Source organism: Bacillus sp. DTU_2020_1000418_1_SI_GHA_SEK_038, assembly GCF_032341175.1.
GTDB lineage: Bacteria > Bacillota > Bacilli > Bacillales > Cytobacillaceae > Cytobacillus.
Map to the genome: position 1 here is coordinate 2,980,450 of NZ_CP135435.1, position 17,572 is coordinate 2,998,021.

At 37.5% G+C, this 17,572-nt stretch carries 19 protein-coding genes and 1 other RNA gene; 4 read left to right on the forward strand and 16 right to left on the reverse strand.

What is annotated here, in order from left to right; genetic code table 11:
- Positions 1-9: 9 nt before the first annotated feature.
- Positions 10-507 carry an acetyl-CoA carboxylase biotin carboxyl carrier protein gene (accB, locus tag RRV45_RS14800; RefSeq protein ID WP_315665461.1) on the reverse strand — a complete coding sequence of 166 codons (498 nt, stop codon included), beginning with the start codon at positions 505-507 and terminating at the stop codon, positions 10-12.
- 959 nt (positions 508-1,466) lie between these two features.
- Between accB and RRV45_RS22125 the strand changes: the two genes are divergently transcribed.
- Positions 1,467-2,288, forward strand: a complete 822-nt coding sequence (locus RRV45_RS22125; RefSeq protein WP_410489384.1) for a methyl-accepting chemotaxis protein — start codon at positions 1,467-1,469, stop codon at positions 2,286-2,288.
- 44 nt (positions 2,289-2,332) lie between these two features.
- Here RRV45_RS22125 and RRV45_RS14810 read toward each other — a convergent pair whose 3' ends face one another.
- The 8 genes from RRV45_RS14810 to spoIIIAA all read right to left on the reverse strand — a co-directional run bounded on the left by RRV45_RS14810 (position 2,333) and on the right by spoIIIAA (position 7,534).
- Positions 2,333-2,875, reverse strand: a complete 543-nt coding sequence (locus RRV45_RS14810) for a SpoIIIAH-like family protein (RefSeq protein ID WP_315665463.1) — start codon at positions 2,873-2,875, stop codon at positions 2,333-2,335.
- A gap of 3 nt (positions 2,876-2,878) precedes the next feature.
- Entirely contained in the window at positions 2,879-3,547 is a 669-nt protein-coding gene (gene spoIIIAG / locus RRV45_RS14815) for a stage III sporulation protein AG (protein ID WP_315665465.1), read from the reverse strand.
- The gene (gene spoIIIAF, locus RRV45_RS14820) at positions 3,540-4,169 is read right to left on the reverse strand and encodes a stage III sporulation protein AF (RefSeq protein ID WP_315665466.1); all 630 of its coding nucleotides are present in this window, start codon (positions 4,167-4,169) and stop codon (positions 3,540-3,542) included. The genes spoIIIAG and spoIIIAF overlap by 8 nt, the downstream gene beginning before the upstream one ends.
- A 13-nt stretch (positions 4,170-4,182) precedes the next feature.
- Positions 4,183-5,382, reverse strand: a complete 1,200-nt coding sequence (gene spoIIIAE, locus RRV45_RS14825; protein WP_315665467.1) for a stage III sporulation protein AE — start codon at positions 5,380-5,382, stop codon at positions 4,183-4,185.
- A gap of 37 nt (positions 5,383-5,419) precedes the next feature.
- On the reverse strand, positions 5,420-5,809 hold the full coding sequence (gene spoIIIAD, locus RRV45_RS14830; RefSeq protein ID WP_315669046.1) for a stage III sporulation protein AD: 390 nt from the start codon (positions 5,807-5,809) through the stop codon (positions 5,420-5,422).
- A gap of 14 nt (positions 5,810-5,823) precedes the next feature.
- Entirely contained in the window at positions 5,824-6,030 is a 207-nt protein-coding gene (gene spoIIIAC, locus RRV45_RS14835) for a stage III sporulation protein AC (RefSeq protein WP_009794945.1), read from the reverse strand.
- Positions 6,031-6,091: 61 nt separating this feature from the next.
- The gene (spoIIIAB, locus tag RRV45_RS14840; protein WP_315665470.1) at positions 6,092-6,607 is read right to left on the reverse strand and encodes a stage III sporulation protein SpoIIIAB; all 516 of its coding nucleotides are present in this window, start codon (positions 6,605-6,607) and stop codon (positions 6,092-6,094) included.
- Positions 6,608-7,534 (reverse strand): stage III sporulation protein AA, encoded by a 927-nt coding sequence (gene spoIIIAA / locus RRV45_RS14845; RefSeq protein ID WP_315665471.1) that lies wholly within the window; start codon positions 7,532-7,534, stop codon positions 6,608-6,610.
- Between the two features lie 179 nt (positions 7,535-7,713).
- On the opposite strand from spoIIIAA, the gene RRV45_RS14850 reads away from it, so the two are divergent.
- Positions 7,714-8,388, forward strand: coding sequence for an SIMPL domain-containing protein (locus tag RRV45_RS14850; RefSeq protein ID WP_315665472.1), 675 nt, complete (start codon positions 7,714-7,716; stop codon positions 8,386-8,388).
- Positions 8,389-8,442: 54 nt separating this feature from the next.
- On the opposite strand, the gene ssrS is transcribed toward RRV45_RS14850, so the two are convergent.
- The 4 genes from ssrS to RRV45_RS14870 all read right to left on the reverse strand — a co-directional run bounded on the left by ssrS (position 8,443) and on the right by RRV45_RS14870 (position 11,083).
- Positions 8,443-8,623, reverse strand: a non-coding RNA gene (ssrS, locus tag RRV45_RS14855) — 6S RNA.
- A gap of 95 nt (positions 8,624-8,718) precedes the next feature.
- The gene (efp, locus tag RRV45_RS14860; protein WP_315665473.1) at positions 8,719-9,276 is read right to left on the reverse strand and encodes an elongation factor P; all 558 of its coding nucleotides are present in this window, start codon (positions 9,274-9,276) and stop codon (positions 8,719-8,721) included.
- A 75-nt stretch (positions 9,277-9,351) separates the two neighbouring features.
- A complete protein-coding gene (locus RRV45_RS14865) occupies positions 9,352-10,413 on the reverse strand; it encodes a M24 family metallopeptidase (protein ID WP_315665474.1) in 1,062 nt (353 codons plus the stop codon).
- Positions 10,414-10,570: 157 nt separating this feature from the next.
- Positions 10,571-11,083 (reverse strand): YqhR family membrane protein, encoded by a 513-nt coding sequence (locus RRV45_RS14870; RefSeq protein WP_315665475.1) that lies wholly within the window; start codon positions 11,081-11,083, stop codon positions 10,571-10,573.
- 323 nt (positions 11,084-11,406) lie between these two features.
- On the opposite strand from RRV45_RS14870, the gene RRV45_RS14875 reads away from it, so the two are divergent.
- Together RRV45_RS14875 and RRV45_RS14880 are read left to right on the forward strand one after the other, a co-directional pair.
- Positions 11,407-12,351 (forward strand): DUF1385 domain-containing protein, encoded by a 945-nt coding sequence (locus RRV45_RS14875; RefSeq protein ID WP_315665476.1) that lies wholly within the window; start codon positions 11,407-11,409, stop codon positions 12,349-12,351.
- A gap of 66 nt (positions 12,352-12,417) precedes the next feature.
- Positions 12,418-12,795: an SA1362 family protein gene (locus RRV45_RS14880; protein ID WP_410489297.1), complete on the forward strand. Its 378-nt coding sequence runs from the start codon at positions 12,418-12,420 to the stop codon at positions 12,793-12,795.
- Positions 12,796-12,817: 22 nt separating this feature from the next.
- Here the strand turns inward: RRV45_RS14880 and RRV45_RS14885 are convergent, their stop codons facing one another.
- The 3 genes from RRV45_RS14885 to RRV45_RS14895 form a co-directional block, all read right to left on the reverse strand.
- Positions 12,818-13,702: a patatin-like phospholipase family protein gene (locus RRV45_RS14885; protein ID WP_315665478.1), complete on the reverse strand. Its 885-nt coding sequence runs from the start codon at positions 13,700-13,702 to the stop codon at positions 12,818-12,820.
- A 145-nt stretch (positions 13,703-13,847) separates the two neighbouring features.
- Positions 13,848-16,406: a vitamin B12-dependent ribonucleotide reductase gene (locus tag RRV45_RS14890; protein ID WP_315665479.1), complete on the reverse strand. Its 2,559-nt coding sequence runs from the start codon at positions 16,404-16,406 to the stop codon at positions 13,848-13,850.
- A gap of 348 nt (positions 16,407-16,754) precedes the next feature.
- Positions 16,755-17,294 carry a GbsR/MarR family transcriptional regulator gene (locus RRV45_RS14895; protein ID WP_315665480.1) on the reverse strand — a complete coding sequence of 180 codons (540 nt, stop codon included), beginning with the start codon at positions 17,292-17,294 and terminating at the stop codon, positions 16,755-16,757.
- Positions 17,295-17,572 lie beyond the last annotated feature (278 nt).

A 17,572-nucleotide genomic window follows, 5' to 3' on the forward strand; every position in this document is an offset into this window, starting at 1 on the left:
TACCGCTCCTTATTCTGCTTTTACTAAAAATAATGGCTGGCCGTATTCTACCAATTGCCCATCTTTAACTAGAACTTCAACAATTTCCCCATTGACTTCGGCTTCAATTTCATTGAAAAGTTTCATTGCTTCTACGATACAAACAATCGAGTCATTAGAAACCTTAGAGCCTGCCTTAACATATGGATCTGCATCTGGAGATGAGGATTGATAGAATGTACCAACCATTGGAGAAACAATTTTATGTAGGTTCTTCGTATTAACCTCTGCTTCCTTAACAGGTTCTTGAACAGCAGTTTCAACTGGAACCTGTTGAACAGCTGCAGTTTGTACTGGCTGTGGAACTTGAACTTCCTGGGCTGAAATCTTGTCTGGCTGAACAACAACTGCTTCAGCCGTTTTCTTTTTCATTTTAATTTTTGATCCTTCATGCTCATATACAAATTCATCAATATTTGACTGATCGACAAGCTTAATAAGCTCACGAATTTCTTGTACTTTTAACATATTGGGCACCCCTTGTTTTCACTTGAGCTCAAATATTCCAGGCAATTTCTCCTGATAAATAACGAACCCGTAAGAATAATTTATGACTAGCTACTAATATCATACGATAAAATCTTATTGAAATTCAATCATGTATTACGACTATGAATAATAATTATGCCCAATTACCCTCTTCTCTACGATTATTTTCCACTTTTTCAAGTCATATGTTAAAAATTCGTGAGTTTCCTCAGAGGAATTTCACAAAAAATAGCGAAATAATAATCCAAATGGACCAGGAATAGAGGAGAAGGTGGAAAATGAGTTCGATAAATGAGATAAAAAGAGATGATTTAATTCGAAAAAATTCCTTAATTATCAAAGCAGCCTTAGTATGTGTCGTTCTTGCTGCCATTGTCGATATTGTAATGAAGAAGGATTTGGCAGTCATTCTTTCTATTATAATTGCCGGAGGAGCAGGCATCGGAATTGTTTCTATAATGCATTATCTAAAAAAAGGAATATCTCTCATTCCATATTTAGCTATTCTAATAGTCTCAATCGTAATGTTTGTCATAATGGAAAATAGTGTATCCCCGACAGCGTATTTTTTAATTTATTTCGTTGTTGCTATGGCCGCTATTTATATGCAGCGAAATATCCTTTTGCTTGCTTTTGTTCTTGGCTTAGCGGTGATAACTGTTTTCACTTTTTTACATCACGATCAACTGCCTCTTGAAATGAAAAATTATGTGACTATTTATTTACTTTATTTTCTCGTAACTATTCTGCTATTCTTCCAGCTAATCTTATCTAATAAACTATCGGAACATATTGTTTCGGCACAAATCGAGACCCAATTATTATTAGAAAATAATATTAAAATGAAAAAGACAGTCCATAATAGTTCAACAGACCTTTATTCCATGATTGAAAATGTGAAACAATTGAGTCAGGAAAATTATGAGGCAGCTGTAGAAATGAGCCAGTCCATTGCTGAAATTTCCTCAGGTATTCAATTCCAAACTGATACTGTTCTTGACATTACCTATTCACTTGAACGTGCCAATCAACTAACAGATCGTGCAAGTTTGCTTATTGAAAAACTTCATAATGATTCTATTGAGGCTGAGCAAATCACAGAAAAGGGACGTTCTCTCGTTCATCATTTAAGAAATAATTTAGAGCATTCCTATAATGAGATACATAAAGTTTATAATGAAATTTCCTCACTTGCCAATCTTGTGAATGAAACTTCCAATTTTTCAGCCAGCATTCGTGCAATAGCTGAGCAAACGAACCTTTTGGCACTCAATGCATCCATAGAAGCAGCAAGAGCCGGTGAAAGCGGAAAGGGCTTTGCGGTTGTTGCAGAAGAAGTAAGAAAGCTAGCTGATACAACTGGAAAAACAGCCAAACAAATCACTGACAATCTTAATAGAATTATGATGAATACAGAAGAGACGAAAAACAATGTTCAATTAGCAGGGAATAAAGTTAGCAGCAATCTTACGCTTTCAGATGAAACACATGAAGCATTTCAAGATGTATATCAAAAATTTAATTTTTTAAAAGAAGATATTTCAAGCTATGACTTCCTTACAAAAGAAATAAATGAATCATCTAAGTCCATCAGTAAGTCTGCTAACGAATTCAGTGCGGTGATCGAACAAACTTGCTCTGCCTTACAAGAGCTTTCCTCGACAGTTAGTTTGCAGACACAACACCATAATCATTTAGTTCATGTGGCAGTAAATGCAAATAAATCAATGGAAGAATTGATTAAACTGCAGGGAAAATAGCGGACCCATATGGGTTCCGCTATTTTTTTGATGTATAATCTATATTACTTTGGAGCTTTAAATTCTACTGTTACTGCCTGAAGACCGCCAATTTCGTTATTAACTTCACGAATAATGTCGTTTGCGGCTGAACGGGAAAGTTCTTTCGCTTTCACAGTCACACGAACATTTTTCCCCTCTGCACGTACTAGTACATCTTCGTAATTCATGGCACGAATTAATGTTTCTAGCATTTCTTCTTTTTTAGCTAGGGCATCAAGCAGGTCAATCTGATCCTTTGCCGCGCTGATTTCCTCGGCAGGAAGCTCTGTATTAGCCATCTTAGCCGTTAACTCTTCAATCATTTTACTGCGCTCATCATTTAACTTCAGGCGTAATGCTTCAAACATTTCATCTCCAGATGCATTAGTAATAATTGCACTATCATCTAAATTCTCTACTGCTGTTTCATTTGACTGCTGGGCTTCCTCAGTCGGATTTGCTAGATTATTTCCATTTTGCTCTGGTGATGTAATATAGTACACCGACAATACAACGACTAGGCTTAGCATAGTTAATAACCAGACAGTTTGTTTTTTTAATAACATCTATTATTCCCCCTTAGTTTTTTTAGGCATGACAGCAACTCTATGACTAGGAACATCTAGTGCTCTTGTTACCGCCTCAATAATCCAGCCTTTTACTGTTATATTTTCAGCACCTTTTGCAACAACTAGAACTCCTCTTATTTTGGGCTTCTTCGTTTCTAGTACAATCGGAACCTCTTCTTCTCCCCTTCTTGTAATCACCAGATGCTCTTCGTTCGAAATATCCTCGACATTTCTCTTACCGCCTTCACGATCGGTTTCGTCAGTAACTTGAGTTTTGCTAGTCCTGTTCTTCTCGAGGACCTTCGCTTCAGTCGCATCTACATTAACGACCACTGTCACATCGTCTACTCCAACGATAGTATCAAGTGCTTCTTTCAACTGGGCTTCATAAGCCCGTTCATAAGCAGCAATCATGTCATTGCCTGCCTTCTGCTTCTGGCCAAATGCTGGAATATCCTCTTCCTCATTCGTTTTTTGATTATTATTCATAACAGGTATGTTTGAATTCGAAGACTTGTCATTAAAGAACATATTGCTAATTAGCATAATGGCTGCTCCAAAGAGGAGGACAAGAAGCAAATATTGATACTTCCCAGGCTTTTTATCAGGCTGATCATCTTTGGAAAGCCATTTTTTCAATAATGTTAAAGGCCCTTTATCTTTATCCATCCTTTTTCAACTTCCCTCCTTCTACCCGAACTTCAATTTTTTCTTCATTCATATTCCATTTTTCCGCTAATAGAGAGGCAATTTTTTCAGTTTCACTAGTTGGATTGTTCGAAGGAAGAGATTCCCGCGTATTGATTTCGACTTTTTTAACGACTTCAACAGCTTCCTTTGTTTCTGCTTTAGCCTTCAACTGGACTGTTACCTTAAGAAGGTTTTCCGGGAAAGTGCTATCGGCTTTTTCATCAACTTCAACAGCAATTCTTGAAATTTCTAATTGATACTGTGCCATCAGCTCCTCTTCAGCTAGTTTTTCTAATTGGACAGCCATGTCTTCTAGAATATATGCATCTTGCCAGGCTTGTATTTCTCTTTTCTTCATTTCAATTGAATTTTCTAAGTTTTTTTCTCCAGGACCCTCGATTGCTGGTACAGATGCGAGCACTTTTTCGAAATCATTCGAAATGAGCTTTAAGACAGGTGTTAAAATAACGGCAATAAGTAATAGCCCTGTCACCATTTTTGTGTACTTTTGCAAATTTGAATTTGGAAGCAGCATGTCGATCACTGTTGCTAATAAGACAAACAAAATAATATTTGTAATCCATTCCTTAATAAAATCCATTTGCAATAACCTCCTACCTGACCATCATCGTCAAGTTTCCAGCTGCAATGATTACAGTGATACTTAGAAAGAACATAAGGGAAACAACGGCTAGTGCAGCAAATACATAGATGACACTTTTACTAATAATGTCAAGGCAGGAGATAATAGGCCCGCCGCCTAAAGGCTGTAAAATAGCAGCTGCAAATTTATAAATGAACGCAATCATGAGAATTTTGATTGCAGGGAATGCCGCAATAAGAATTAAGATAGCCACACCAGCAATTCCGACAGTGTTTTTTAGTAAAACAGAGGCGCTGATGACTGTATCTGTTGCGTCTGTGAACATTCTGCCTATAACAGGTATGAAATTGCCGGTAATAAATTTAGCCGTCCTAATCGCCACTCCATCTGTTACAGCAGCAGATGCTCCTTGAACGGAAATTACTCCTAAGAATACGGTTAAGAACAGACCAAGCAGGGCAATACTCCAATTTCGCAGTAAATTTGCAAGCTGAGTTACCTTGTAGTGATCAGACATGATACTGACAATACTGAGCAATGCCGATAGAAATAATAATGGCAATACAACATATTGAATTAGTAAACCGCTTATATTCATTAAAAATAGAATGACTGGATGGAAAAACGCAGCGGATACAAGCCCTCCAGATGAGGCGATTAAAGCGAGTAATAATGGTATTAGCGCAAGAATAAAAGAAATCATCGTATCAATTGCTTCCTGAGTATAGCTGATGGCTATATGGAAACTGTTTAGTGCAAGGATGATTAAAACCATAAATACAATCGCATATGCCGCCTTGCTTACCGTGCTCTTTTCGAAGGAGTTTTGCAGCGATTGCAGAAACATGCTGAATATTGTAAGCAATATGAGTGAGCCTAATAGTTTTCCATTGACAATAAATTCATGGAAGATGAATTTCATGAACCCTGAAGTCCAGTCTTTAAAGGAAAATTTCTTCTCCCCTTTTAGAAATTCATATAATGTGCCTTTCTGACTTTCAGGCAAAAAGCCTCCATACTCGGTGCTAATTTTTTCCCAGAAGCTTTTTAATTCATCGATATTGAGAGAATCAAGCTGTGAATTAACAAGTGCTTGCGGACTAATTGTATTGTTTACTTCTTCTGTTTGCGGAGAGGCTTGTACACTTGGTATTAGTAAAAAGAAGAATAGTAGATTGAGAAATAATATTTTCTGCAGCCGTTGCTCCATCCGTTACACCTCATTTAAGAAAAATGCCGCGCATCTATTAGCTAGGTATCATTTGAATAATCGTTTCAATCATGACTGTTAATATTGGGATCGCCATTGCCAGAATAAGTATTTTTCCTCCTAGTTCAATCTTTGAAGCAATTGCTCCTTGGCCAGCATCCTTCGTTATTTGAGCTGCAAATTCAGCAATATAGGCAATGCCGATAATTTTTAAGATTGTTTCAATGTAAATCATATTTACTTTTGCATTGATAGCGATTCTTTCAATCATGTGGATGATGGCATAAATTTGATCGACTAAAAAAAGGAAAATCGCACAACCAACAAATACAATGAGCAAAAAAGCAAAGTTTGGTTTCTGTTCCTTCACAATTAAAGCAAGAAAGGTTGCTACAAGTGCGACTCCGACTATTTGAATAATTTCAATGGCAAAGACCTCCCTTACCCCTGAAATAAAAACACCGATTTGATTTTCTGAAATAGATCATCTACGATTGATGCAACCATGAACAAAATATAGATAAACCCAAACAGTGTCACCCACTGGGCATATTCCTTTTTTCCAACTTGATCGAGTATAGTGTGCAGAAAGGCGACAACTATTCCGACACCCGCAATTTTAAAAATAATATCAACCTCAAGGCCCATCCTTTTCCCTCCTATGAAAATCAAGCAGCATGCTTTTGCTTCGTTTATGCGTTTCCGCGATTTACATTAATAAAATGATTAATAGTAACCCTGTTAGAAATCCTAGACTTTTCACCATCTTTTCATATTTGGCTTGTTTGTCGTAGGCATCATTTTCTTCTCGTTCTAAGTGTGATAATGTCAGCATGATTTGCTTTTGCTGTGACTTTCGGTCATGGCGGCCCAATGTTTCTCCAAATTGTTTCATTATTTCAAACTCGCCCTGTTTCAGAGCAGTCATTTTCCAAATTTCCTTGAGGCTTTGTTCCCAGGCTTCCTTCACCGTTGTTTCACTATTTGTCAGTTTTTTTGCGAATTTTTCAAAAAACCAGGACAATGGTTTTGCCGATTGAACCGAAAGCCTTCTTGCCGCTTCATGCAGTGGAGTATGACCATACATAATTTCAGCTTCTAATGACTGCAATGCTGACTTCAGCTGTCTAAGCTGGCGCGGCCGTTCATGTAAATGCCTAGATGCTTCAAAACCAGCCCACGTCGTGGCAACGATAATAAAGACGGCACCAATTAATTTCATCATTTAAGTCACTCTCACTTCATTAATAATCCCTGTTCCATTCCCATCCTTGAGCCCTGCTACAGTTCCTGGGCCATTTTTTCTAGTTAACTCAATAAATCGCTGGAAAATCCCCATTTCTATAATGGGCTTCATCGTTGGCCTCTTGCTTATCTCTTCTAAGGAATTTCCGTGAGTAGTCATGATTAGCTTGATTCCTGCATTCACAGCCTCCATTATCGCTTCTGCATCTTCTTTTCTTCCGATTTCATCAACAATGAGCACATCAGGACTCATTGAACGAATCATCATCATCATGCCCTCAACTTTTGGGCAAGCGTCCAGAACGTCTATGCGTGGCCCAAATGTCATTTGAGGAATACCATTCACACTTCCTGCAATTTCAGATCGCTCATCAATGATTCCTACCTTATAGGAGGGAAACCGATTATTCTTGTCGCCGCTTGAAATGATTCTTGCAATATCACGAAGCAGTGTTGTTTTCCCCGTTTGTGGCGGTCCAATGATCATCGTATGAAGCCAAGAACCCCTATCGAGCAAGTTCATTATTAATTTATCTGCTATCCCAATTTGTTCTCTGGCAATTCGGATATTAAAGGAAGAGATATCTCTTATAGCTTTTACTTTTCCATTCTCTAGGATGACTTTTCCCGCTAAGCCAACACGGTGTCCGCCCTCAATCGTGATATACCCCCTGCGCAGTTCTTCCTCAAGGGTGTAAATAGAAAAATGGCTGATCTTGTTTAACAAATGCAAGGCATCCTCTTGATTTACAACATAAGGCAAAAATTGTGGTTTTCCTTTAATCGTTAATTCGAGCGGGCGATTAATCCGAACACGAATTTCTTCTAGTTCATTCAATTGTGGAGGTGAAATATGCAGCATTTTTTCTGAGATATTTTTCGGTAAAAAAGCTAAAATCGTTTCCAATTTGTTGATCCTCCCATTTTTCTAGTAGGACTAGCATCTTACTACTTAAAATGTATGCCTGCATTGAAACAATATGACTTTGAATTGATTTCTTTCGTGGAAAACACTAAAAGTTCGAATGTTATATTTCATTTAGCCGTATACATTTACAAAACCTAATATACAGAAAGTGAGGGAGAATGATGTATTATCAGCAGCCACCCTTTAGAACACCTCTAGCAAGTGGAAAAAGGCAAAATATCATCAGAGTTTCCGGCATCGGAAAGGTAACAGTGGCACCAAATAGAGCAGAGATCACATTAGGTGTTTCTACAGAGGATGTACAATTAGAGAAAGCTCAGAACGATAATGCCGCCGCAATAGCTAACATAAAAAACGCCTTAAATTCGATTGGCATTCATGATGACCAAATACGAACGGTCAATTACTCCATTTTTCCACAATATGATTATATAGAAGGAAAACAAATTTTTAGGGGCTACAGAGTAGAGCACTTACTGCTCATTACAATTGGTGATATAGAGAAGGCGGGATTGGTCGTTGATACGGCAGTAAAAAATGGCGCAAATATAATAACAGGCATCAAATTCTCTGTAAATAATCCAAGCCAATACGAACAACAAGCATTGTCTTTTGCTGTTATCGATTCTTTTCAAAAGGCTGAAGCAATTGCGAGAACATTAGGAGTTCAACTGAATAATACCCCAATTTTAATACAAGAAATGGGCCATCGCGGAGAACCCTTTCCAATTCAGACATCTGCATTTGTTAAAAGTGAAGCAGCTACAGCAATTCAGCCAGGCACATTAGAAATTAGCAGTCAAGTATTAGCTGAATATACTTATCTTCCATAGATTTTTAAACATAAAAAAAGCAATAACCAATTGGTTATTGCTTAAGTATCCATATGTATAGCCGCCTTTGCCGCCGATTTATATGGAGTTTCATACCTGCTCCTCCAGGTGGGTGTCCGCAATTACTGCCCAAACGTCCTCTCATTGGAGGCATGTTTTTCAAGTAATGGTGTTGAACTCCCTAAATAAATATAAAGGTTGAAACTTCATATACAAGCGTACAACGCAGCTTCTGTATCATTATAATACGTAATATCGCTGAAAACTTCAAGCGGAAGTTTTTTACAGGAAAGGATGTTTAAAAAGAACGATCACTTTCCAAATCATTTTTTAAGCACGAGATACGTATGTACCTTCTTCTGTATTGATAATTAATTTATCTCCTTGGTTGATGAAGAAAGGCACTTGAACGATTAGACCCGTTTCAAGCTTTGCCGGTTTAGAACCACCAGACGCTGTATCCCCTTTAATACCTGGTTCTGTCTCAATTACTTCCAATTCAACCGTATTTGGAAGCTCCACTCCTAAAGTTTCAGTATTATACATCAGAATATGAACTTCCATATTTTCTTTAAGAAATTTCAATTCATACTCAATCGCTGATGCCGGTAATTCAATTTGATCATATGATTCATTATCCATAAAAACATGCTGGTCCCCATTAGCATAAAGGTATTGCATTTTTCTATTATCAATTTGTGCTTTTGCAACTTTTTCACCTGCACGGAACGTTTTTTCCTGAACGTTTCCATTGCGAAGGTTACGTAGTTTGGAACGGACAAAAGCTGCACCTTTCCCTGGTTTTACGTGTTGGAAATCCATTACACGCCAAATACCGTTATCTACCTCGATGGTTAAGCCTGTACGAAAATCATTAACAGAAATCATCAAAAAATCCTCCTAATTGTCTACATGTCTTTGCTAGCTTGAGCACCAAATAGGGCTCATTCTAAACTTATTAAATTATAATATGATTAGTTCTTTTGTTGAATGCGTGAGCGATTCATTATGATCTTTTGTAATAACCGTATCGTCTTCAATTCGAACCCCGCCAAGTCCAGGGATATAAATGCCCGGCTCAACAGTTACGACCATACCAGGTTCAAGAATAATATCAGATTTGAAGGAGAGTGTTGGTCCTTCATGAACTTCTAATCCGATACCATGGCCAGTCGAGTGCCCGAAGTTTTCCCCATAACCCTTTTCAGTAATATAATCGCGTGTGAGAGCATCTGCTTCCTTTCCGCTCATTCCAGGCTTTATGCCATTCATTCCTCGCAACTGTGCTTGAAGAACGATATCATAAATTTCTTTAAGTTTGGCATCAGGCTCTCCAACTGCAAGAGTTCGGGTGATATCTGAAATATATCCATTATAATAGGCACCAAAATCTAATGTAACGAAATCGCCTTTTTCAATTACTTTGTCACTAGCTCTCCCATGTGGAAGTGCAGAACGATAGCCGGAAGCAACGATAATATCAAAAGAAGACGAAGCAGCTCCCGCTTTTCTCATAAAGAACTCTAATTCATTTGACACATCAAGCTCTGTGATGCCGGGACGAATGAATTCAAGAATATGTTTATATGCGGCATCCGCAATATCAGCTGCTGCCTTTAATATCTTAATCTCTGCCTCACTCTTTATCAAGCGTAACTTTTCAATTTCACCTGATACAGGAACTAATTCTCCATCCACTGCTTGTTCATAAGCTTTATAAGCGGAAAAAGTTAAATGGTCCTGTTCAAAACCAAGCTTTTTAATGCCCAGTTTCTTTGCTTGCTGGGCTACCTCAACGGGGATGGAGCCTGTATGTTTAACAATTTTATAGCCTTCACATTCCGCATTTGCCTGTTCGATATAGCGGAAATCAGTAATAAATTGTGCATCTTCCCCACTGATAAGTACAACGCCTGCAGAACCAGTAAAGTTTGTCATATAGCGGCGATTATATTCACTTGTGATTAGCATGCCATCAATACCTAACCGTTCAAAAACAGACTGAAGCTTCTGTAGCTTTTCCATTTTTTTCTTCTCTCCCTCTTAAGATAACTATTCCTATTACTCAAATAGAGAATATTTTGCTGAATGATTCACCAAGAACATTCTATCACAATTGAATTTATTTTAACTACCACGAAAATCCAAATTCTATTCACCTTTTCGTATTGGACGAGGGCAATTAGGATTTCGCCTCTTTTTCCCTTTTTTCCTTATATTTCACTTCGCCCTCCTCATAAGAAATCGTATATCCGACAAATACACCATATAATACATATAAACATATAGATGTAATAATCGTATTTCTCTCGAGTTCATTGTAAGGGTTTATACCAGGAAAAATCGGATTTAGCACAAAAAAGACTAACAAAAAAAGAAAAATCCCATAAAAAATCCCCACCCATATATTCAGAAACTTTCTAAGCAGGGCATAATAGATGAGGGCTGCAACAATAGAAATCGCACCTATTATGAGAAGGGAAATAACGGTTCCTAGCCAACTATCCTTCCAATCTCCAATTGTCCATGGATCTAATATAACCTTCGGATGTATTTCTGTTAAATTAATAAAATGTGTAAAGTATCCAATTCCACTCCAAAGTATCCCTCCTATTAGGCCTGTTAAAATAACTAGTGTCAAGAAAGACATTGGTTTATCATCGTGATTTTGATCAGTTTGCTTATCATCTGCCATTTTAGCCACCTCCATTTATATTATGTCCCTTTGCCATTATTCACTTGCATATTAAAATGAATTAAGCTGCTGATTGATACAATTTATCTATTTCAGCAGACATAAAAAAATTATTTAATATCAAATATCAGTCATTCCTAGAGGTTTTTTTGGATTTCTAGTAGAATAAAGATAGGTACATACAGCTTCAGTCGTAATCATATTTTGAACAAGTTTTTTCAAGCATACTTTATGTTTTGACTTAATGAGGTGGTTTTGAAATGCACCCTTGTTTAATTAGCTGTTAAATTCCGAGTTTAAATAATAGGTTGGTGCAATTACACATGTCAAAAAATCAAAAGCCTGTATACGGAGGTCAAGCGGTTGTAGAAGGAGTTATGTTTGGCGGAAAGCATAATTATGTCACTGCGGTTCGTCGTAAGGACGACTCCATAGAATACTTCGAGCTTCCCCGTAAATCGAATGCTTCTTTACAATTAATCAAAAAGATCCCATTTCTTCGAGGGATTGTGGCCATTATTGAGGCTAGCGCAAATGGCTCTAAGCACTTAAATTTTTCTACTGAAAGATATGATTTGGATCCCAGCGATGACGAAAAACTGAAAGAACAAGAAGGCTCTAAATTAACAATGTGGCTTGGTGTTGCTGCGGTTGGCGTTATTTCCTTTCTCTTTGGAAAGTTTATTTTTACTCTCGTTCCTGTTTTCTTAGCTGAGTTGACTAAGCCTGTTTTTCCCGGACATTTTGCACAAATCCTAGTCGAAGGCTTTTTTAAACTGCTGTTATTGCTCGCATATATATACTTTGTTTCATTAACACCTATCATCAAAAGAGTATTTCAGTATCATGGTGCAGAGCATAAAGTAATTAATGCTTTTGAAAACGGAAAAGAACTCACAGTAGAAAATGTTCAAGCCCAATCGAGACTGCATTACCGCTGTGGAAGCAGTTTCATATTATTCACAGTTATTATTGGTGTTTTTGTCTATTTACTCGTACCAACTGAACCATTATATGTACGTGTCCTCAACCGACTTGCTCTTATTCCTGTAGTACTCGGCATTTCATTCGAGGTACTGCAATTGACTAACAAAGTTAGAAATGTCCCTGTATTGAAATATTTAGGAATTCCAGGTCTTTGGCTGCAGCTTCTCACAACAAAGGAGCCAAAAGACGATCAAGTGGAAGTAGCAATTTTATCGTTTGAAAAATTATTAGAAAAAGAAAAAGCTTCTGAAGCGCGTTTAAAAACAGAAGAAATCGTTTAATTTTTAATGTTCGTAAGTTTAAAAGAATGGAAATATGCTCATCATGCTCATAGGGAGGTGGCTTTCTTGAAAAATCGGATTTCACTATTGGTTATCTCTGGTCTTATTCTCCTGGCTGTTTTAGGAGTGTCAACCAGCTTGATTGCAAATCCTGCCGGTTTTTTACGGAGAATAGCTGTCATTTTATTAGTTGGTGCTATCGTGTTTTACATCTTTCAACGTTTTTATAGAGCTAGCCCTAAAAAACAAGAGCAGCGAGCATTTATTCGTGCAGCAAAAAAGTCAAAGAGACGATTTCATCAGCCAGATGCTGGAAAAGGCAACAGTCGCAAGGCAAGCTCCGGTTCTTTAACTTCCATTAAAAGGACTAGAAAAAAATCTTCAACACATTTAACAGTAATTGAAGGAAAAAAGGGCAAAAAGAAAGATCGAGCTTCTCTTTAACTAGCTCGATCTTTTTATTTTATTAATAGCACCATTGTGAGAAGAATTGCTTCGTACATTTTTTACCTAAATCAACAAGTTGTTGCTTTTTCTCTGGGGTCAAATGAAATTCTGTCGTTAAAACTCCCTCTGTTGGGATAAAGATAATATTGCTAGCATGTTTTCTGGAAATATATCTAGAATCATGTGCCTCCTTCATCGTCTCAAATAATGCTTCAAACATTTGAATTGCATTTTTTATTTTATGCTGTGGATGCTCACTAAGGCTATGGCTCAATTGCACGCCTAACACTGGCCTGACTTTCTTGACATTATCTTTATCAAATAACCACATTGGAAAATTACTTAATACACCGCCATCAACGATGATATTTGCGCTGCGTTGTGTAAAGAGCTTTACTGGCTCGAAAAAATATGGAAGGCTGCAGCTCATGCGAATCGCTTTTGCAACCGAAAATGACCCAGGGTCAATTCCATACTTAATTAAGTCATCAGGCAATACGATAAGTTGACCATTCGTTAAATCTGACGCAATGACACGCAACGCTTGTGGAGGGAGATCCGAAAACTTCTTTACTCCCTTTGCCGCAAGCTTTTCAGCTAACCACTTTTCAAGTTCATCCCCTTTATATAAGCCTAGACGCCAAAAAAGAAAAATCCATTTTGTAACGGCAAAAGGAAAATATGTCTTTCGTGGATCAAGAAATTTTTCCAGTTGTAATTCATCAAGCAGTTCGTAAACCTCTTTACTAGAATAATTAGCCGCAATTAAAGACGCAATGATAGATCCGGCACTTGTACCTGCCAGTCTTTTAAAGCGAAAACCCCTTTTTTCGATTTCTTCATAGGCACCGATAAGCGCAAATCCTTTAATGCCTCCACCTGAAAAAACACCATCTATATACATGGCAGCCACCCCTATCGATGTATTAATACATCTTTAATCGATGGCTTTTGAATTTAGTACGGAGGACAATGTTAAAATTTCCAAAAAAAGAAGATGGGGCTTATCCCATCCTCTTTAATCAAATGTAATACTAATTTAACTAATTTTATAAACCGCATTTTAATTGGGCATTACAGTTCGTACAAGTATTACATCCGCCAATTTCTTCTACGTTACCTTTACGGCATACTGGGCAAGTGTTTCCAACCTCTGATCCAATTACGTTTGTTGAACGCAGGTCATTGATTGTATCAACAAGCACGACATGCTGTTTCGTTTTTTCTTTTTTGCCGAAGTTAGTTTCTTCAAAGCTGTTTTCTTCAGCTTTTAACGTTAGAACCTGTGAATCACGAGATCCGTCAACGTATACGGTTCCACCTTTTGCACCACCGCGATACAGGCGCTCATATACCTTTTCAACCTGCTCAACACTATAGCCTTTTGGTGCATTAACTGTTTTACTGATAGAGCTATCAATCCAGCGTTGGATTATACATTGAACATCCGCATGTGCTTCAGGTGCTAAATCCATCGCCGCAATAAACCAATCTGGCAGATTATTTGGATCTGCATCCGGATTCTTATCTAAGTACTCTTGAACAATATCAGCCTTCACTTCAATGAATTTACCAAGACGGCCACTTCTGAAGTAAGAGAAAGAGAAGTAAGGCTCAAGTCCTGTTGAAACACCAACCATTGTCCCTGTGGATCCAGTGGGAGCAACGGTTAGCAAATGCGAATTACGAATACCATTTTCAAGGATAGCTTCTCGGATATCCTCAGGCATTTTCTGCATGAATCCTGTCTCAGTAAAGGCTTTTCGCAATCTATTTGTTTCTTCTTCTGTTTCAGCAGTTAAGAATGGGAAGCTTCCCTTTTCTTTTGCGAGTTCTACTGAAGCACGGTAAGCTGTCGTTGCAATTGTTTCGAATACTTTATCTACTAGTTCATTGCCTTTTTCAGATCCGTATTCAGTCTCACAATAAATTAATAAGTCATGAAGACCCATTACACCAAGACCAACACGGCGCTCGCCAAGGGCTTGCTTTTTATTGTCTTCAAGGAAGTACGGAGTTGCATTAATGACATTATCCTGCATTCTGACTCCTACTTCGACTGTTCTCTTTAATTTTTCAAAGTTAACCGTTTTATTCTCTTTATCTGCCATCTCAGCTAAATTGACAGCAGCTAAATTACAAACACTATATGGTGCGAGAGGCTGCTCTCCGCATGGGTTTGTCGCTACTACCTTCTGTCCATACGCTTTAGCATTCGTCATTTCGTTAGCATTGTCGATGAAGAAAATGCCTGGCTCTGCTGAGTAAGTAGCGCAAATATTAATTAAGTTCCAAAGCTCTTTCGCCTTGATTTTACGATAAACTCGTACTTTATGACCGAGCTTTTCCCATTCGCGAACATCTCCAACCTTATGCCACTCTTCATTATAGATGCGCATTTCCTCTTTATCATAGCTTTCCACGTCAGGGAAGCGCAGCTCATATTCTGCATCATTTTCTACTGCATGCATAAATTCCTTTGTTAAGCATACTGAAATGTTGGCGCCTGTTAGGAATTCTGAATTGTGTACAGAATAAGAACCTCCAGTTTCAAGCTTATCCTCTGCATCATGAATAATCTTTTCACTAAATCCGCCATAGCCTGGAATGTTTTTATAATTAATTATTCCTTGGTACATAGCAATCTCTTGCTCAGTGAAAGGATTAAATTTCAATTTTTCTTTCGCATATTTCTTAATCATTTCATCATTTGTTGTTTCAAGAAGGAAACGTAAAATTCTTGGGTTTTGCATCTTTGAAATGATAAATTCAATGATGTCAGGGTGCCAGTCAGCCAGCATAATCATTTGCGCGCCGCGTCTTGACCCACCTTGCTCAACAAGATGTGTTAGCTTAGCAATATCATCCAGCCAAGAAACAGATCCAGATGATTTACCATTCACACCTTTAGCCAGTGTATTGCGCGGTCTTAAGGTTGAGCCGTTCGTTCCAACTCCACCGCCTCGGCTCATGATTTCCATTACTTGCTTGCGGTGTTCGGAAATACCTTCACGCGAGTCAGCGACAAATGGCATAACGTAACAATTAAAGTAAGTTACGTCTGTATCTGCACCTGCTCCATAAAGAACACGTCCAGCTGGGATAAAGTTTAGGCTCGCAAGCTCTTGATAGAACTTTTCAAACCACTCCTGTCTTTTTTCTTCTGTTTCTTCAACAGAAGCGAGGCCAGTTGCATTACGTTTCGCAATTTGCTCATAAAAAAGCTCTAGCGGTTTTTCAATCACATCTAGAGATCTCTTGATGATTCCTGTTTTTGCTTCTTCCGGGCCATCAAGCACTCCACGATAATCTTCTTCCACTAGAACTGATGCTGCTTTGTTTTCCCAATCAATATCTAAAATGTAACCAAGCCCTCTGGCAGGGAATTTTGGATCTTCTTTAATGGTGAGTACGACAAAGTCCCCATTAGTTAACGTGATTTTCTCCGTATCCTTAAATGTGTACCTATCAAGCATAACTAAACGGGAGACCCCTTTGTGGGTCATTTTCATATCTGAGGTGATAGGATGAACCTGAGGAAATAATCGGATGTCCTGGTTTAAACGATCAATATTTAAACTCATTTTTTGTCCTAATGCTACAGACATTTTTACAACTCCTTCAAAAGAAAATATTCAATTTTAATATTAAACTAGGATTTGGTAGATTCTAGTTGTTTTTATTAATACAATAAAGGTATCATATCAAATATGTAAAATCAATAAAAAAAATCTATATATAGTAGTGAAAATATTTCTCGCACTACTACATATTGTGTTTGAATCATGTTTATTTTTTTTTGTCAAAATCAAAAAAAACTAGAATCAGGAGAAAATAAAAGATAATATGAGTTTATAGACAGATTTAGACAAAATTTAATATATTTCGCGACTTGCATTTATTCTGCACAAAAAAGGATGACTCAAATTAAAAGAGTCATCCTCTATAAAATCCATTTATTTCTCTTCATCTTTAGGAATAAAGTCAAAAATCTTCCCTGAATCAAAACTGTCAACTAATCGATTTAGCCATTCATAATAGCGAAGTGCATCCTTCATTTTCTCAATATCAATACTGGCAGCGCGACGAATTTCCTCATCTGTTGCTTCAGAGTTAACTAATGTCTCAAGCTCTTTTAATGATTTTTTCATGGCTGATACATTCATTGATATTCCCGCCCTCCATTTTATCGAAAAAAAGTCGATGAAGGTTTGATACCAATCTTCCTCTGCTTGATACAGATCCTTTCTAATTCCCTTTTTCCAAATCTTTTCTACCATCTTAAGTTCAAGCAACGTTCGGACAGAAGTACTCATACTTGTTTTGCTCATACCGAGCTCTTCTTTCATTTCATCAAGCGTCAATGGCTGATCGTGAAAGTACAACATCCCATACAATCGACCAACCGAATCAGTAACACCATATAAGTTCATATTCATGGCAATCGTTTCAATGACACGCTCACGCGCATGCTCAAGCTGTTCTTTTCCATTCATGTAAACATTCACATCCATAAATGTAAATTTGTTATAAAAAACCTTACCTTTGAAAAATGGCGATCATTTTATCGCAGAAAAACGGGCTGTAAGACCCTCACTGATTGAAGTTTCACTTTATAGACTATCATGTTTTTTTTGAAAGTAAAGCAGCTCCCTATTAAGGAAACGGCAGTAAATGAAAGGAATTGTAAGGAAACAGTAAGTACAGTACGTTCAGTTTTTCCTGTACAAACTTTATGGATATATATGGGGGAATATCAGCTTTGCCCTTTATC

What these genes read in the sequence shown, in the direction of transcription:
- accB (WP_315665461.1), bottom strand. Translation starts at nt 507, where the DNA reads ATGTTAAAAGTACAAGAAATTCGTGAGCTTATTAAGCTTGTCGATCAG.
- RRV45_RS22125 (WP_410489384.1), top strand. Translation starts at nt 1,467, where the DNA reads ATGAGCCAGTCCATTGCTGAAATTTCCTCAGGTATTCAATTCCAAACT.
- RRV45_RS14810 (WP_315665463.1), bottom strand. Translation starts at nt 2,875, where the DNA reads ATGTTATTAAAAAAACAAACTGTCTGGTTATTAACTATGCTAAGCCTA.
- spoIIIAG (WP_315665465.1), bottom strand. Translation starts at nt 3,547, where the DNA reads ATGGATAAAGATAAAGGGCCTTTAACATTATTGAAAAAATGGCTTTCC.
- spoIIIAF (WP_315665466.1), bottom strand. Translation starts at nt 4,169, where the DNA reads ATGGATTTTATTAAGGAATGGATTACAAATATTATTTTGTTTGTCTTA.
- spoIIIAE (WP_315665467.1), bottom strand. Translation starts at nt 5,382, where the DNA reads ATGGAGCAACGGCTGCAGAAAATATTATTTCTCAATCTACTATTCTTC.
- spoIIIAC (WP_009794945.1), bottom strand. Translation starts at nt 6,030, where the DNA reads ATGGGCCTTGAGGTTGATATTATTTTTAAAATTGCGGGTGTCGGAATA.
- spoIIIAB (WP_315665470.1), bottom strand. Translation starts at nt 6,607, where the DNA reads ATGATGAAATTAATTGGTGCCGTCTTTATTATCGTTGCCACGACGTGG.
- RRV45_RS14850 (WP_315665472.1), top strand. Translation starts at nt 7,714, where the DNA reads ATGATGTATTATCAGCAGCCACCCTTTAGAACACCTCTAGCAAGTGGA.
- efp (WP_315665473.1), bottom strand. Translation starts at nt 9,276, where the DNA reads ATGATTTCTGTTAATGATTTTCGTACAGGCTTAACCATCGAGGTAGAT.
- RRV45_RS14865 (WP_315665474.1), bottom strand. Translation starts at nt 10,413, where the DNA reads ATGGAAAAGCTACAGAAGCTTCAGTCTGTTTTTGAACGGTTAGGTATT.
- RRV45_RS14870 (WP_315665475.1), bottom strand. Translation starts at nt 11,083, where the DNA reads ATGGCAGATGATAAGCAAACTGATCAAAATCACGATGATAAACCAATG.
- RRV45_RS14875 (WP_315665476.1), top strand. Translation starts at nt 11,407, where the DNA reads ATGTCAAAAAATCAAAAGCCTGTATACGGAGGTCAAGCGGTTGTAGAA.
- RRV45_RS14885 (WP_315665478.1), bottom strand. Translation starts at nt 13,702, where the DNA reads ATGTATATAGATGGTGTTTTTTCAGGTGGAGGCATTAAAGGATTTGCG.
- RRV45_RS14890 (WP_315665479.1), bottom strand. Translation starts at nt 16,406, where the DNA reads ATGTCTGTAGCATTAGGACAAAAAATGAGTTTAAATATTGATCGTTTA.
- RRV45_RS14895 (WP_315665480.1), bottom strand. Translation starts at nt 17,294, where the DNA reads ATGAATGGAAAAGAACAGCTTGAGCATGCGCGTGAGCGTGTCATTGAA.